Below are 14,124 nucleotides of genomic sequence, written 5' to 3' on the forward strand. Positions count from 1 at the left end.
CTGAACCGGAACGGTAGAGCCAACGATGTACCAATTCTCCTACGCCGACATCCAGAGCACCTCTGTCGCCGATGCGAAGGACCGTGAACGGGAGCTGCTGACCCGCTCGATCGACATGCTGGCGGCGGCCGCCGCCCTTGGCCCCGCTTCGATGGAGGCAGTGGAGGCGCTGCATTTCACCAACCGCGTCTGGACCGCCTTTGTCGAGGATCTCGGCTCCAACGACAACGCGCTTCCCAAGGAACTGCGCGCCAACCTGATTTCGATCGGCCTTTGGCTGCTGCGCGAGGCGGAAGACATCCGCCAGGGCCGCACCCAGAATTTCGAGGGACTGATCGAGGTATCCCAGATCATCCGCGACGGCATTCAATGACCAACACGCTGAAGATATCGCTGAAGCCGAACGAGAAGATCTACATCAACGGTGCGGTCATCCGCGTCGACCGCAAGGTCACCGTCGAATTGATGAACGACGTGCAGTTCCTGCTCGAAAGCCATGTGATCCAGGCCGATGACGCCTCGACGCCGCTCAAGCAGCTGTATTTCATCCTCCAGGTGATGCTCATGAACCCGGCCGGCGCCGGCGAGGCGCGCGAAATGTTCCGCCGCTCCCTACCGCTGCTGCTTGCAAGTTTCGAGGACGCCGAGATCGGCAGTGCGCTGAAACAGATCGACCGCATGGTCGGCGAGGACCACATCTACGAGGCGCTAAAGGCGATCCGGTCGCTCTATCCGCTCGAACGCCGCGCGCTGGGCGGCAATGACGACGTTCCGGGCGCCTCGCGTCCGCTGGCTGTGGGAGCACGCTGATGACCGTGGACATGACGACGACGATACCGGTTGGCACCAATCAGGCCAGCCAGCAGACCTCCAAGACCGCTGTCGACTACCAGTCCTTCCTGAAGCTTCTGATCGCCGAGATGAAGAACCAGGATCCGACCAAGCCGATGGATTCGACACAGTACGTCGCCCAGCTCGCCACCTTCTCGCAGGTCGAGCAGTCTGTGCAGACCAATACCAAGCTGGACCAGATCATGCAGTCCTCGGCGCTGTCGCAGGCCGATGCGCTGATCGGGCGCTCGATAACGTCCGCCGACGGCAAGACGACGGGCACCGTCGCGTCCGTGCGCCTTGCCAGCAGCGGCCTCATCGCCGTGCTGGGCAACGGCACCGAGATCGCGGTCGGCCCCGGCGTCTCGGTCAAGGCGGCAAGCTGACGGCTCCGGCGGGCCGACCCCATGAACGAGGCCGACGCACTCGACATCGTCCAGTACGCGGTGTGGACGGTGCTGACCGCATCCGCCCCGGTGGTGCTGGTCGCCATGGCGGTGGGTATCGGCATCGCCTTGATCCAGGCCCTGACGCAGGTCCAGGAGATCACCTTGACCTTCGTGCCGAAGATCGTCGCCATCATGCTCGTGGCGGCGCTGACCGGTCCCTTCATCGGCAGCCAGATATCGGCCTTCACCAACGTCGTCTTCGAGCGCATTGAAAACGGGTTCTAGCTGCTTGCGGCGAGCCGGCCCGTTCTGTCCCGACGACTTACCGGCAGCAGCCTGCTGTCGCCGATGCGGACCGTGTACGGCATAGGGCTGCATCCGCGGCGCGGCGTCGAAGCAACGCCGCACGGCTGCGTGGTCCTCCTCTATCCTCTTGTTGGACCATGATCTTTTTTTCAGGACGTTCGCTCTTTGCGGCACGATGCCATAGTTTCGGCAAACCATCCGCGGAAACGGATCACCGCAACGATCGGCAAGCCATGACAGGGCCTTTCCTATGATTGACGAAAAGCCGGAGAGCGAGAGCGTTTCGGCGCTGGCGCCGTTCCGGCACGGCATCTTCCGCGCCGTGTGGTCGGCCAGCCTCGTGTCGAATTTCGGCGGCCTCATCCAGGGCGTCGGCGCCGCCTGGATGATGACCACGATCGCCACCTCGCCCTATCAGGTCGCGCTGGTGCAGGCCTCGACCACCTTGCCGATCATGCTGTTCGCGCTCGTCGCCGGCGCCATCGCCGACAGCTTCGACCGGCGCAAGGTTATGCTGGTCGCCCAGACCTTCATGCTGGTCGTCTCGGTGCTTCTGACCCTGTTCACCTATTCCGGCTTGATGACGCCGTGGACGCTGCTTGCCTTCACCTTCCTGATCGACAGCGGCACGGCCCTGAACAGCCCGTCCTGGCAAGCCTCCGTCGGCGACATCGTGCCCCGCAACAAGGTGCCGGCCGCCGTCGCGTTGAACTCGATGGGCTTCAACCTGACCCGCAGCGTCGGTCCGGCGATCGGCGGCATCATCGTCGCCGCAGCCGGGGCGGCGGCCGCCTTCGCGGCCAACGCGGTGAGCTATATCGGTCTCATCGTCGTGCTGGCGCGCTGGAAGCCGCAGGTTCAGCCATCGACGCTGCCGCGCGAATCGCTTGGCGCGGCCATGGGCGCAGGCCTGCGCTATGTCGCCATGTCGCCCAACATCGGCAAGGTGCTGGTCAGGGGCTCCGCCTTCGGCTTCAGCGCCGGCGCGGTGCTGGCGCTCCTGCCGCTGGTGGCGCGCGACGTCGTCAAGGGCGATGCCTTGACCTATGGCATCATGCTGGGCGCCTTCGGCATCGGCGCGGTCGGCGGCGCGCTGATCAGCGTGCGGCTGCGCCAGCTTTTGTCCAGCGAGACCATGGTGCGCTCGGCCTTCGCCGGCTTCGCCGTCTGCGCCTTCAATGCCGCCGTCAGCCACAACGCCTGGCAGACATCGCTCGGCCTGCTGGTCGGCGGCGCGTGCTGGGTGATCGCGCTTTCGCATTTCAACGTCACCGTGCAGATGGCGACGCCGCGCTGGGTCGTCGGCCGGGTGCTGTCGGTCTATCAGACCGCGACCTTCGGCGGCATCGCGCTCGGCAGCTGGATCTGGGGCATCGTCGCCGACGCGCATGGCGCCGGGACAGCGCTGATCGCGGCGGCCATCGCCATGCTGGCTGGCGGCGCCATCGGCCTCGTGCTGCCGCTGCCGCAGCAGCAGGTGCTGAACCTCGATCCGCTCAACCGCTTCAAGGAGCCGCATCTCGCGCTCGACCTGAAGCCACGCAGCGGCCCCATCGCCATCATGATCGAATACATCATCCGCGACGAGGACGTGCCGGAGTTCCTGGCCACCATGGCCGAGCGCGGCCGCATCCGCCGCCGCGACGGTGCCCGCAACTGGACGCTGGCGCGCGATCTCGAAAATCCGGCGATCTGGATCGAGCACTACCACACGCCGACCTGGCTCGAATATGTCAGGCACAACGGCCGCATCACCCAAGCCGACGCCATGGTCGGCGAGCGCCTGCGGGCGCTGCACAGCGGCGACGAGCCGCCGCGGGTGCGCCGCGTGATCGAGCGCCCGACAACCGCGGGCACGGCGCTGGTCATGGCAAAGGGCCCGATCGAGCATTAGGAGTGCAGGATAGCGCGAAGACGTTTTCGTCCGGGCTTGCATCAACACAAAGCGTTAGAGCGGACCCAGCCAGCGGAACGCGCGCTTCAGTTCGGCGACGCCATCGCGTTCGTACCAACGGCCGTGCGCCATGATCACGCGTTCCGGATTCCATTCTAGCATCTTTTCGACTGCCGCCTTGAGTTGCCCCCTGGGGAAGGTCAATCGCAAATCGCGCGGCGTCTTGCCATCCGGATCAACGACACCAGCCGCCCTGGCAAGCCCAGCGCCACGGCCAGCCAAGCTTCCGCGGTTCGAAGTTCTCGATCAGGTCTGTCAGGATCAATGTTCGGCTGACGGAATGGAAGAACACCATCTCTGTCATGAAGCTGCCTTCCACCGGCAGCGACTTGAGGTCATCGTCCCACGGGTAGCCCCTCTCGGCACCAAGCTCGTTCGCCTCGAAATCGATCCTGTCGCCCGCCTGCTCGCGAATGCCCGGTGCCAGCCAGATACCCGCATCCGCAAAGGCCCTGCGCCACATCGGAATCCACCAATAGTGGATCCGGTTCGGCCCGATGATGTAGCGGACCTTGCCCAATCCAGCGATCTCGGCCTCGAGGCTCTCTGTCAGCAAGGTGGGTGAATGGACGAACAAATCGCCGTCGTTGACGCGGATGACGGTCATCCGCGTCGGAAACCGCATTTTCGGCCAAGGCATGCCGAAGCGGATGACCGGGCCATCCACGATCCAGATGTCCTTCGAAACCAGCTTTAACGTGTTGAGCGGCGGATATGGTGCGCGGTCGGCCATGATTTGCTGAAGTAGGGCGGAGAACAAGCTTGGCCACGGCAGCTTCGCCTTGCACGAGCTCAGCCGGGCCGGCTCGGCAGCCTACCTTCGCCCGACCTACCCTTCGCCCGACAGGTCCCGGCGCGCTTTTTCTAGCTCCTCGGCATAGCGCCGCATCAGATGACCCTCGGTCAGCAGTCCGAGCACGATGTGGTCGGTGAAATCCTCGACCACGGCCAGCTCCTCGGCGCCGGCCCGCTGGAAGGTCTCGGCGGCCGACTGCACGTTCATGCTCGGCACCAGGACGGCATCCTTGTATTGCGCCAGATCGCGCACCGCCGTCTCGCCGTCGGACAGGTCGCTATGCAGTTCGGCAACGATCAGCACGCCGACATACTGATCGCCGGCGTCGACGGCAATGACGCGCTGGGCCGAACCCAGCGGCACCTGCTTGCGGAAGGCCGCAAGCGTCGTGTCGGCATTGATGGTCTTGATGTCCTTGCGCATCATCGAGCCGACGGTCAGGCTGCGCATCCAGCCGACGTCATGGGCACTGCGGATCGTCTCGCCGCGCAGATGAAAGCGCCACGTCGAGAAGGAGTAGCCGAAGGTCTCGCGCACCAGGATCGCCGCCATGATCGAGGCCGCCAGGACGACGCCGGTTAGCGTCAGGTCGCGGGTCGATTCCAGCGCCAGGAACGTCATCGTCAGCGGCCCGCCGACGACGCCGACCGCCAGCGATGTCATGCCGACGACGGCAGCGACGGCGGAATCGATGCCGGTCGACGGTGAGATGAAAGCCATCACATCGGCGAATGCCTTGCCGAGCAGGGCGCCAAGAAACAGCGAAGCGAAGAACAGTCCGCCGCGAAACCCCGAACCCAGCGAGATCGCGGAAGCCGCCAGCTTCAGCACGAAGACGCTGGCCACCACGCTCAGCCCATAGTTCATGGCGAATTCGCGATGCAGCGCGCCGTGGCCGCTCGACAGCACCTGCGGCGTGACCAGCCCGAGCAGGCCGACGATGACGCCGCCGATGACGGGACGCAGCGAGGCATCGACCGACAGCTTGGCAAAGGCGCGTTCGACCAGCGTCACCAGATGCATGATGGCGATCGAGGCGGCCCCGCCAAGCAGCCCAAGCAGCAGGAAGGGCACGTACTGGCTGGCCGTGAGTGCCGGCAGGCCCGCAAGCTCCAGCGGGAACGGCACGCCGCCGAACATCTCGGCGGTGAGCGAGGCGGAGATCGCCGCGGTCATGACAGGCACCACATTGGCGACCGAATAGATGCCGATGACCAGTTCGAAACCATAGAAAGCGCCGGTCAGCGGCGCGTCGAAAGCCGCCGCGATGGCGCCGGCGGCGCCGCAGCCGACCAGGATGCGGACATCGTTGCGGCGCAGCTTGAACAGCCGCGCCAGCCGCGAAGCCAGGCCGGAACCGACCTGCGTGTAGCCGGCCTCCAGCCCGACGGAGGCGCCGAAACCGCTGGAGAGCATGGTCTGGCCGGCGATGATGAACGTATCGGTCAGCGACATGCGACCGCCATAGAGCGCGTTGGCCTCGATCGGGTCGACAGGCGTGCGGAATCTCCGCTTTCTCAGCCAGATCACCGTCAGCCCGAGCAGGATGCCGCCGATCGCCGGGATCAGGGCCTGCATGGGGTGGGCGAGGGAGAACATGCCCGAAAGCCGGCCGCCGGCCTGCACGCCGAACAACAGCCCGTGCAGGTCCTGCACGATCTGGCTCATCGCGGTGACCAGTATGCCCGCCATCACGCCGACGATGCCGGCAAGGACGACAACCGCTATGCCTCGCGCTTCGAGCAGCGGGATCGAATTGATGAGCACCGCGCGCAGCCGGCGAGCGTAGACTTGCGGTTGATTCCTGGGCGATTGGTTTTTGGTAAGCACCGGAGCGGCTCGCCGACATCAGCAAGGCATTGAAAACACTGCCGTGCTGATACGCCGAGCGGCACCGCATGGCAACCACAATGACGGCGCCCGCGCGCCCTTTGGGAGGGAGCCCGTCCGGCCGCCGATGGTCAGGTCGGCTTCGGGTCGCCGGCCTCGTAGAGCACGAGATTGCGCTCGCCGATGCCGAGCGCCGGCCAGCTTGCGCGCCAGTCCACAAGGTGTGGCGCGGCGAAATGTGCGTCGAGCGCCGCCCTGTCACTCCAGACTTCCGTGACCCGGATCAACCCGGCATCGAGGACATCCTGCGCATAGGAGTATGCGAGGCAACCGGGCTCGGCACGGCTGGCGACAACCATGCGTTCCATCGCTGGCCTTGCCTGTTCGAGCTTGTCGGGTGGCAGACGAACCGTGCCGATGACCAGCAGCATGAGATTTCCTTTCGATGGTTGGGCAGGCCACTCTCCCACCCTCGCGCAAGCTTGGCCAGCTACCCTCGCCGGGCTGTCGCATGCTCGGCAGCCCCACGGTTTTCGAGGACTAGAATGGCGATAAGCGAAAGCATCCAGCCCGGCGCCGTGGCCAAGAACGGTCGCGACGTCTTCTTCGCGCTGGGCATCGTCATCATCCTGGCCGTGCTGTTCCTGCCGATCCCGGCCTTTCTCATCGACGTCGGCCTTGCCTTCTCGATCGCCCTTTCGGTGCTGATCCTGATGGTGGCACTGTGGATCCAGCGGCCGCTCGACTTCTCCTCGTTTCCGACCGTGCTGCTCATCGCTACCATGCTGCGGCTGTCGCTCAACATCGCCACCACGCGCATGATCCTGTCGCACGGCAATGAAGGCACGCATGCAGCCGGCTACGTCATCGCCGGCTTCTCCAAACTGGTCATGGCCAGCGATTTCGTCATCGGCCTGATCGTCTTCATGATCCTGATCGTGGTGAACTTCATCGTCATCACCAAGGGCGCCACCCGTATCGCCGAGGTCGGCGCCCGTTTCACCCTCGACGCCATCCCCGGCAAGCAGATGTCGATCGACGCCGACCTCTCCGCCGGCATGATCGACGACAAGACAGCGCAGTTGCGCCGCCGCGAGCTGGAAGAGGAATCCTCCTTCTTCGGCTCGATGGACGGCGCCTCGAAATTCGTCCGCGGCGACGCCATCGCCGGCCTCATCATCACCGCCATCAACATCGTCGGCGGCATCGCCATCGGCTATATCAGGCACGGCATGGGCATGGGCGAGGCCGCCGACGTGTTCATCAAGCTGTCGGTCGGCGACGGTCTGGTCACCCAGATCCCGGCGCTCATCGTCTCGCTCGCCGCCGGCCTGCTGGTTTCCAAGGGCGGTACACGCGGTTCGACGAACCAGGCCGTGTTCGGCCAGCTCGGCGCGCATCCGCGAGCGCTCTATGTGGCGGCGGCGCTGCTGGTGCTGCTCGGCCTGATGCCCGGCCTGCCCTTCTTCCCCTTCTTCGCGCTCGCCGGCGGCATGGCCGGCCTCGGCTATGTCATTCCGATGCGCCACAACCGGGCCATGGCCGAGGCCGAGGCGCTGAAGAACCAGGAGAAGGCGACCAAGGCCGAGGAAGAGAAGAACTCGGTCAAGGCCTCGCTCGCCACCGCCGAGATCGAGCTTCTGATCGGCAAGCAGCTTTCGACCCGGCTGCTGGTCTCGCATCAGGAGCTGGTCTTCCGCATGGCCAAGATGCGCAAGAAGTTCGCCCAGCAATATGGCTTCGTCGTGCCCGAAGTGCGCGTCGCCGACGATTTCGCCATCCCGCCGAAAAGCTATCAGATCAAAGTGCACGGAACGGTGGTCGCCGAATATTCGATGCGCGTCGGGGAGATCATGGTGCTGCTCGGCAACCGCGACGTTCCCGAAATTCCGGGCGAGGAGATCCGCGAGCCGGCCTTCGGCATGCGTGCCTATTCCGTCATGGAAACATTCGCCGAGGATCTGAAGCGCGAGAACTACACCTTTGCCGACAACATGTCGGTGCTGCTCACCCATCTCTCCGAGGTCATCCGCAACAACCTGCCGCAGCTTCTGTCCTACAAGGACATGAAGGCGCTGCTCGAGCGCCAGGATCAGGAATACCGCAAGCTCGCCGACGAGATCTGCACCACGCACATCTCCTATCCCGGCCTGCAGGCAGTGTTGAAGCTGCTGCTGGCCGAGCGTGTCTCGATCCGCAACCTGCACCTGATCATCGAGGCCATCGCCGAGATCGCGCCGCATGTGCGCCGCACCGAGCAGATCGTCGAGCATGTCCGCATCCGCATGGCGCAGCAGATCTGCGGCGATCTTTCGGAGGGCGGCGTGCTCAAGGTGTTGCGTCTCGGCAACCGCTGGGACCTCGCCTTCCACCAGAGCCTCAAGCGCGACGCCAAGGGCGAGGTGCGCGAGTTCGATATCGATCCGCGCCAGCTGGAAGAATTCGGCCAGGACGCCACCAAGGCGATCAAGAAATTCCTCGAAGCCGGCGAGCGTTTCGTCCTCGTCACCGCGCCCGACGCGCGCCCCTATGTGCGCATGATCATCGAGCGGCTGTTCACCACGCTGCCGGTGCTCTCGCATGTCGAAATCGCCAAGGGCGTCGAGATCAGGGTGCTCGGGACCATATCGTGAGCGTTCTCTCGCAAGCGGTCGTCATCGCGGCGTTCCTCGCCTTCTGCCGCATCGGCGCCTGCTTCATGCTGATGCCCGGCCTGTCCAGCGCCCGCATCCCAGTGCAGGTCAGGCTGTTCGTTGCAGTCGCCGCCACCGCCGGCCTGCTCGCCTTCCTGTGGGACAAGATCTTTCCCTTCGTCGATCCGCGTCCGCAGATCCTGGTGCCGATGATCGTTTCCGAACTCCTGGTCGGCGGTCTGATCGGCGCCATGACCAGGCTCTACATGGAAGCCCTGCGCTTCATGGGGTCGGCCATCGCCATGCTGATCGGCTATGGCGGCTCGGGCGGGCCAGCGATCGAGGAGCCCGAACCGCAGGCGGCGCTCGCCGCCATGATCTCGTTCTCGGCACTGCTGCTGCTGTTCGTCTTCGACTTCGACCATGAGATCATACGCGCGCTGGTGACGTCCTATACGGTCGCGCCGGTCAACGTCTTCTTCAACCCGCAGGCGGCACTGGTCGATGTCGCCGACACGGTGTCGGACACCTTCTTCCTGGTCATCCGCCTCGGCAGCCCTTTCGTCGCCTATGCCATTCTCGTCAACCTGACGATCGGCTTCGTCAACAAGCTGACGCCGCAGATCCCGATCTATTTCATCTCTCAGCCCTTCGTCATCGCCGGCGGCATGCTCATCTTCTATTTTGCCGTCGGCTCCATGCTGTCGCTGTTCGTCGACGGCTTTGTCGACCTGACGCTGGCGAGGTGACATGAGCACGCGCAAGGACCGCCTGAAGAAGCTGGTCAAGGTTCAGGAACAGTTGAAGGCGCTGCACGAGACGCGCCACGCCACCCTCCTCGCCGCCGCAAATGCCGCCGAAGCCGAGGCCAAGGAACTGGTCGAGCATTTCGACAAGGACAATTCCCTCTCCGGCCTTTTCCCCGATCTCTACCACCGCCGCATCGCCCAGGCCGTCGTGCGCCAGGAGGCGAACCTCGAAAGCGCCAGGAAGGAGGCCGGCCTCGTCGCGTCGGCAACCGCGCGCACCAACATGGTCGAGCGCGCCTACAAGGACGTGCGCAACCGCGACGAACGCGAACGCTCCGACCGCGAACGCCTCGATCTGATCGCGCAGAAGCGGGGACAGGAGTAGAGGAGGAGGTCTGGACGCAAAGCAAGCCTTCGCAGCGGAATCCTGACTGACCGCTTTGCGCCTCGTACGGGCTATGGATGCAATTTCGCGTCTACCCAGAAGCCGCCCGTACAGCCTGTCGAAGAATGTGCCGAGCCTCCGCATTGCGGAGGATCGTAAAAAGGCGACTTTTCAGCTAGCTTGTTATCTGTTCGGCGGCAGCTTCCTCGAGGCCCGCTGCCGCTTGGAGGGCAAGACCGCGAGCCGCTGCCTGTGAATCGTAAAATTCCTCCAGCGCATGGACCCTGCCCCACCGCAGGGTAAACACGTGGAGACCTCGGTTGATGTACGACGTGTCGCCGTTGAGCAGGGTCGCGGTGCCATCCCACTGGGCAAACACAGTGGTATGCCATGGCCAGCCCTCCACCCAGATGTGATTGACCGTGAGACGGAGGGTGGGCAGAACACGGCCGAGGCGTTCAAACCAGCGGCGCAGGGCTTCCTTGTCGTGGCGCTCTCCACCAAGCGCGTGGGCGCCGCCAACCCGATGATGGACATGCGGCGCGAGTGCTTTCACCGCCGCATCCCAGCGATGATTGTTGACGTCATCGAAGCTCTTTCGGATCGATTTCTCGACAAAATAACTATATAGCATATCACTCTCCTCCAACTCATTCGGTAGCGCGATCGAAGGCAAGCTGTTCGGACGCAGCCGACACCATGCAGGGTCTGCGCGTCAGCGCATTGTCGCGTCGGCTCGCAGGTATGTGTCGGTCTCGGTCGAGATCGTGACCTCCTCGCCCGACCTTGAGAACGCATAAAGCGAATCCTGATGGCCCGGCATGGAAAAGGCCACGGAGTCGCCGTCAGCAAGGCCCATGACGAAGCGCAGCGGATCACCTCCGATCTTCGGCGCGAAGGTGGCGGTGACCTCCAGCAGGTCGCCGTTGACCGGGACGTAGTAGACCACCATGTCGAGCTGTCCCTCGTGCAGGCTGGCAGCTTCGATCGGGCGTCCGATGGTCGCTTCCTCGGCAAAAGCCGGTTTCGCAAGAAACATCGCGGCCAGAACGGACGCACTCAGGGTTTTGCGGATCATCTCATATCTCCTTTTTTGGATTGCGTTCGACCTCTATATAATGTATAGATTACGAATGCAATCTAAAAAGGAGATGGCGATGCGCGTAAGTCGCACTCAGGCCGCGGAAAACCGCGAAACCGTGATCAATGTGGCAAGCCGCCTTTTTCGGGAGCGAGGTTTTGACGGCATTGGCCTCAAGGATCTGATGAAGGGCGCCGGGCTGACCCAGGGCGCCTTTTACAAGCAGTTCGAGTCAAAGGACGACCTGGCGGCGCAGGCATCCAGGCGCGCGATGGAAAGCGCCGCCGACAAGTGGTCGGCCGCGACCGCGGCAAACCCTGGGAAACCGCTCGACGGGGTGATCTCATTCTACCTCAGTATGGATCATCGCGCGGAAAAGATGGACGGCTGCCCGGTCGTCGCGCTCGGCTCGGATGCGGCCAGGCAAGGCGCCGAGGTGAAGGCCTCATTCGAGGCCGGCATCAAGGAGTACCTCGAGATGCTCGGCAGTTGGGTTGGCGAGGACGACAGCGAAAAGGCCGGCGACAAGGCAATGGCCGTTCTCTCGACAATGGTCGGCGCGGTCATGCTCTCGCGGGTGGTCAACGACCCCGACCTCGCGCAGGCTTTTCTGGATGCGGCGGCCAATCAGGTTCGCGAGACAGTCGCCATCTGAATGATGCGGGCAGCGGCGCCTGATCCATTGCTCGCCGCTCGGACCGAACCGTCGCGCGCGACTGCGAAGAAGTAACGGATAATCGTCCCAGTCGATCATCGAGAAGCTCGCGTGGTCACGTGAAGCTTCCGGTGCAATTTCGCACCACCGTAATGCGTATCTTCCGACTGCATGGCGCGCTTGGGCATGCCTACCTCTTGGCGTGAGGCAGCGGCGATGCGTCCGCACGCGACGGAGAAGCGCGATGAGCTATTCCATCACGAAATTTGGGGCTGTTGGCCAGGCATTGGCCCGTATATCCGGCCGCCAGGAAATGGCGGTGTCCGTGGCAAGAGCCCGGGCTCGGCGTCCTTCGGCACTAGCATTCGGAACGCCTGCGTGCGCTCGCGCGGCTTATCTAGCTGAGCGGCATCAGCTGACTTCCGGGCCATCCGTCCGGTCGTCCGGCCACCTATAATCGGAGATCAAGGGCATGAACATCGAACTCAAGGGCCGCAAGGCCATCGTCACCGGATCGACCGCCGGCATCGGCCGCGCGATCGCCGAAGGGCTCGCGCGCGCAGGCTCCGCCGTCGTCGTCAATGGACGTACGGAAGAGCGGGTCGCCGCGACGCTCCGGGAACTGCGCGCGCTGCTGCCTGACGCCGACCTCACCGGCATTGCCGCCGATCTCGCGACAGCCGAGGGCTCGGCGGCGCTCGCGGCGCAGGCGCCGGATGCCGACATCCTCGTCAACAATGTTGGCACTGCACGTCCCAATGGCTTCTTCGAGCAGGACGACGCCGCATGGCTCGACCTCTTCCAGCTCAACGTGATGAGCGGCGTGCGCGCCGCGCGCCACTATATGCCGGGTATGGTCGAGCGCGGGTGGGGACGGGTCGTCTTCATCAGCAGCGAGTCCGCGCTCGCTATCCCCAAGGAGATGATCGACTACGGCATGACCAAGACCGCGTTGCTGGCCGTGTCGCGCGGGCTGGCCGAACTTGTCGGTGGCACCGGCGTCACGGTCAACGCTGTCCTGCCGGGGCCGACCGACTCCGAGATTCTCGGCGGCTGGATGAAGGCCACCGCGAAAGAGCAGGGCATCACGCAAACGGACGCCGAGCATAATTTCCTGAAATCGCTGCGTCCGACCACGCTCATCAACCGGTTCGCGACAACCGAGGAAGTCGCGAACATGGTCGTCTACACCTGCTCCGAGCAGGCCTCGGCGACCACCGGCGCCGCGTTGCGCGTCGACGGTGGTGTGCTCCGCTCGATCGGATGAGCCGCGTCCCACCGCCGCGGTGGCATGAGGGTCGCCGCGGCTGAGCCGGCCTCAAATCGGCGCCGGCTCGGGTGACTCCTGTCGGCAGCGATTGTCGGATCGTCGAGCCGCCTGGGGTGCGCCGCCGATCGACCGGGCCGAGGTCAAGATCGACGAGGGGCCGTGGATCGCCAAGAAACATACCTGTCGGGAGAGCAACGGACAGGTGACCGCCGTATTCAGGTCAGTTGACGGCTCGGCGCGTCGAGCCGAGCAGCCTGGAAGCTGTGTTTGCTAATGCCAGGAGCCGCCGTCTGCTCTCGGCCCTTACGCGTCCGTGCAGCAATGCGCCACTGTCCGGAATTACGGTTGGGAAGAGCGCTCGTCCGCCGGTTGCGGGAATTGCCCTTCGTTGTTCATGCTTACTTCCGTAACCAGCTTGCGGCGAAGCGCCGTGCTGTAATCGTTTGGCCCTTTCGGCGTCATGACGAAGGCCTGGGAACCGCCAATGACCGATTTGGCAAAATAGGATGCCAGCAAATTGCCGGGATCGTCGCCTTCGGTGGGAATGGCGATCGCGTTGATCGTATATCCCTTGGCAATGGCGTTCAGCCTGCTCGGCTGAACAGGAAGTCCGTCGTTGTTCTCACCATTGGAGGAGATATCGATGACCTTCTTGGCGGCATTTCCAGGAAACTGGTCCAGCAGAAGACTGCCAATGTCGATAGCCGAGGAAACCGATGTTCCGGCTCGCCCCCGGCGGATGACGCCGGTATCCCCTTTCCTGCTGATCTCCGCCGCCGCCGCTCTTGCGTCTTCCAGTCCGCAGATGCTTGTCCACGGCAGTATGGTGCGTGCGTGTCCGGGGCTCGACCATTCAAAGTAGGCCACGCCGATGCAGCCGACGTAATTCCGGCCGATGGCGGCGATGATCTCGGGCGACGTGAGTGCCGCGGCATGTCCCTCGCGTTGCAGATCGGCGATCTTTGGATCAATCGATGACGAGAAGTCGACCGCGAACACGATGGCAACGTCGACATTCGCTGCATGCGCCGGGAGATTCCAGAACGCAGAAGCTGCAAGTATCCCCGCCAGTCTCAGGAGTGAATTGGCTCGCCTTGCCAGCCCCCTTCCCGATGGCTTTGTGGGCGAAAAAAGATTGGCCCCGCCTATCGGCTGCACCCGCCCGCGAAAGGAGACCGCTCCAGAAGAGGGACCGGCGTCCTGATACATATCTATAAACATGCCATTCTCCATCGCGACAACCGA

The 14,124-nt window shown here is 64.0% G+C and carries 16 protein-coding genes; 10 read left to right on the forward strand and 6 right to left on the reverse strand.

Features of this window, described 5'->3' with window-relative positions; genetic code table 11:
* The first annotated feature begins 25 nt into the window (after positions 1 to 25).
* The 5 genes from flaF (at position 26) to FJ953_RS11135 (ending at position 3,420) form a co-directional block, all read left to right on the forward strand.
* Positions 26 to 373, forward strand: a complete 348-nt coding sequence (gene flaF / locus FJ953_RS11115; protein ID WP_140496232.1) for a flagellar biosynthesis regulator FlaF — start codon at positions 26 to 28, stop codon at positions 371 to 373.
* A complete protein-coding gene (gene flbT / locus FJ953_RS11120) occupies positions 370 to 810 on the forward strand; it encodes a flagellar biosynthesis repressor FlbT (protein WP_140496233.1) in 441 nt (146 codons plus the stop codon). Before flaF ends, flbT begins: the two co-directional genes overlap by 4 nt.
* Positions 810 to 1,217 (forward strand): flagellar hook assembly protein FlgD, encoded by a 408-nt coding sequence (gene flgD / locus FJ953_RS11125; RefSeq protein ID WP_140513649.1) that lies wholly within the window; start codon positions 810 to 812, stop codon positions 1,215 to 1,217. The genes flbT and flgD overlap by 1 nt, the downstream gene beginning before the upstream one ends.
* Before the next feature lie 21 nt (positions 1,218 to 1,238).
* A complete protein-coding gene (gene fliQ, locus FJ953_RS11130; RefSeq protein ID WP_140496235.1) occupies positions 1,239 to 1,505 on the forward strand; it encodes a flagellar biosynthesis protein FliQ in 267 nt (88 codons plus the stop codon).
* A gap of 271 nt (positions 1,506 to 1,776) precedes the next feature.
* Positions 1,777 to 3,420: an MFS transporter gene (locus FJ953_RS11135; RefSeq protein ID WP_140522340.1), complete on the forward strand. Its 1,644-nt coding sequence runs from the start codon at positions 1,777 to 1,779 to the stop codon at positions 3,418 to 3,420.
* Between the two features lie 235 nt (positions 3,421 to 3,655).
* Here the strand turns inward: FJ953_RS11135 and FJ953_RS11140 are convergent, their stop codons facing one another.
* The 3 genes from FJ953_RS11140 to FJ953_RS11150 form a co-directional block, all read right to left on the reverse strand.
* Positions 3,656 to 4,213, reverse strand: a complete 558-nt coding sequence (locus tag FJ953_RS11140; protein WP_348641811.1) for a DUF4336 domain-containing protein — start codon at positions 4,211 to 4,213, stop codon at positions 3,656 to 3,658.
* A 96-nt stretch (positions 4,214 to 4,309) separates the two neighbouring features.
* Positions 4,310 to 6,106, reverse strand: a complete 1,797-nt coding sequence (locus FJ953_RS11145) for a chloride channel protein (RefSeq protein WP_140513652.1) — start codon at positions 6,104 to 6,106, stop codon at positions 4,310 to 4,312.
* A 131-nt stretch (positions 6,107 to 6,237) separates the two neighbouring features.
* A complete protein-coding gene (locus FJ953_RS11150; protein ID WP_140556597.1) occupies positions 6,238 to 6,537 on the reverse strand; it encodes a putative quinol monooxygenase in 300 nt (99 codons plus the stop codon).
* A gap of 114 nt (positions 6,538 to 6,651) precedes the next feature.
* On the opposite strand from FJ953_RS11150, the gene flhA reads away from it, so the two are divergent.
* From flhA to FJ953_RS11165, 3 genes are read left to right on the forward strand one after another with little or no spacing between them, the layout of a single operon-like run.
* Positions 6,652 to 8,739: a flagellar biosynthesis protein FlhA gene (flhA, locus tag FJ953_RS11155; RefSeq protein WP_140496240.1), complete on the forward strand. Its 2,088-nt coding sequence runs from the start codon at positions 6,652 to 6,654 to the stop codon at positions 8,737 to 8,739.
* Positions 8,736 to 9,488, forward strand: a complete 753-nt coding sequence (gene fliR, locus FJ953_RS11160) for a flagellar biosynthetic protein FliR (protein ID WP_140624292.1) — start codon at positions 8,736 to 8,738, stop codon at positions 9,486 to 9,488. The genes flhA and fliR overlap by 4 nt, the downstream gene beginning before the upstream one ends.
* Position 9,489: 1 nt before the next feature.
* Positions 9,490 to 9,873, forward strand: a complete 384-nt coding sequence (locus FJ953_RS11165; protein WP_140496242.1) for a hypothetical protein — start codon at positions 9,490 to 9,492, stop codon at positions 9,871 to 9,873.
* Positions 9,874 to 10,048: 175 nt separating this feature from the next.
* Here the strand turns inward: FJ953_RS11165 and FJ953_RS11170 are convergent, their stop codons facing one another.
* Positions 10,049 to 10,507 (reverse strand): nuclear transport factor 2 family protein, encoded by a 459-nt coding sequence (locus FJ953_RS11170; protein ID WP_140560321.1) that lies wholly within the window; start codon positions 10,505 to 10,507, stop codon positions 10,049 to 10,051.
* An 81-nt stretch (positions 10,508 to 10,588) separates the two neighbouring features.
* The gene (locus FJ953_RS11175) at positions 10,589 to 10,951 is read right to left on the reverse strand and encodes a hypothetical protein (protein WP_140560320.1); all 363 of its coding nucleotides are present in this window, start codon (positions 10,949 to 10,951) and stop codon (positions 10,589 to 10,591) included.
* Positions 10,952 to 11,030: 79 nt separating this feature from the next.
* Here FJ953_RS11175 and FJ953_RS11180 point away from each other — a divergent pair, with 79 nt between their 5' ends.
* A complete protein-coding gene (locus FJ953_RS11180; protein ID WP_140624294.1) occupies positions 11,031 to 11,609 on the forward strand; it encodes a TetR/AcrR family transcriptional regulator in 579 nt (192 codons plus the stop codon).
* A gap of 472 nt (positions 11,610 to 12,081) precedes the next feature.
* A complete protein-coding gene (locus tag FJ953_RS11185) occupies positions 12,082 to 12,876 on the forward strand; it encodes an SDR family oxidoreductase (protein WP_140496246.1) in 795 nt (264 codons plus the stop codon).
* Positions 12,877 to 13,218: 342 nt separating this feature from the next.
* Here the strand turns inward: FJ953_RS11185 and FJ953_RS11190 are convergent, their stop codons facing one another.
* On the reverse strand, positions 13,219 to 14,112 hold the full coding sequence (locus tag FJ953_RS11190; protein WP_318012596.1) for a DUF1194 domain-containing protein: 894 nt from the start codon (positions 14,110 to 14,112) through the stop codon (positions 13,219 to 13,221).
* Positions 14,113 to 14,124 lie beyond the last annotated feature (12 nt).

Source organism: Mesorhizobium sp. B2-3-6, from assembly GCF_006442305.1.
Classification (GTDB): Bacteria; Pseudomonadota; Alphaproteobacteria; order Rhizobiales; family Rhizobiaceae; genus Mesorhizobium.

Coding starts and splice junctions, on each gene's coding strand:
- flaF (WP_140496232.1), top strand. CDS start 26: ATGTACCAATTCTCCTACGCCGACATCCAGAGCACCTCTGTCGCCGAT.
- flbT (WP_140496233.1), top strand. CDS start 370: ATGACCAACACGCTGAAGATATCGCTGAAGCCGAACGAGAAGATCTAC.
- flgD (WP_140513649.1), top strand. CDS start 810: ATGACCGTGGACATGACGACGACGATACCGGTTGGCACCAATCAGGCC.
- fliQ (WP_140496235.1), top strand. CDS start 1,239: ATGAACGAGGCCGACGCACTCGACATCGTCCAGTACGCGGTGTGGACG.
- FJ953_RS11135 (WP_140522340.1), top strand. CDS start 1,777: ATGATTGACGAAAAGCCGGAGAGCGAGAGCGTTTCGGCGCTGGCGCCG.
- FJ953_RS11140 (WP_348641811.1), bottom strand. CDS start 4,213: ATGGCCGACCGCGCACCATATCCGCCGCTCAACACGTTAAAGCTGGTT.
- FJ953_RS11150 (WP_140556597.1), bottom strand. CDS start 6,537: ATGCTGCTGGTCATCGGCACGGTTCGTCTGCCACCCGACAAGCTCGAA.
- flhA (WP_140496240.1), top strand. CDS start 6,652: ATGGCGATAAGCGAAAGCATCCAGCCCGGCGCCGTGGCCAAGAACGGT.
- FJ953_RS11165 (WP_140496242.1), top strand. CDS start 9,490: ATGAGCACGCGCAAGGACCGCCTGAAGAAGCTGGTCAAGGTTCAGGAA.
- FJ953_RS11170 (WP_140560321.1), bottom strand. CDS start 10,507: ATGCTATATAGTTATTTTGTCGAGAAATCGATCCGAAAGAGCTTCGAT.
- FJ953_RS11175 (WP_140560320.1), bottom strand. CDS start 10,951: ATGATCCGCAAAACCCTGAGTGCGTCCGTTCTGGCCGCGATGTTTCTT.
- FJ953_RS11180 (WP_140624294.1), top strand. CDS start 11,031: ATGCGCGTAAGTCGCACTCAGGCCGCGGAAAACCGCGAAACCGTGATC.
- FJ953_RS11185 (WP_140496246.1), top strand. CDS start 12,082: ATGAACATCGAACTCAAGGGCCGCAAGGCCATCGTCACCGGATCGACC.
- FJ953_RS11190 (WP_318012596.1), bottom strand. CDS start 14,112: ATGGAGAATGGCATGTTTATAGATATGTATCAGGACGCCGGTCCCTCT.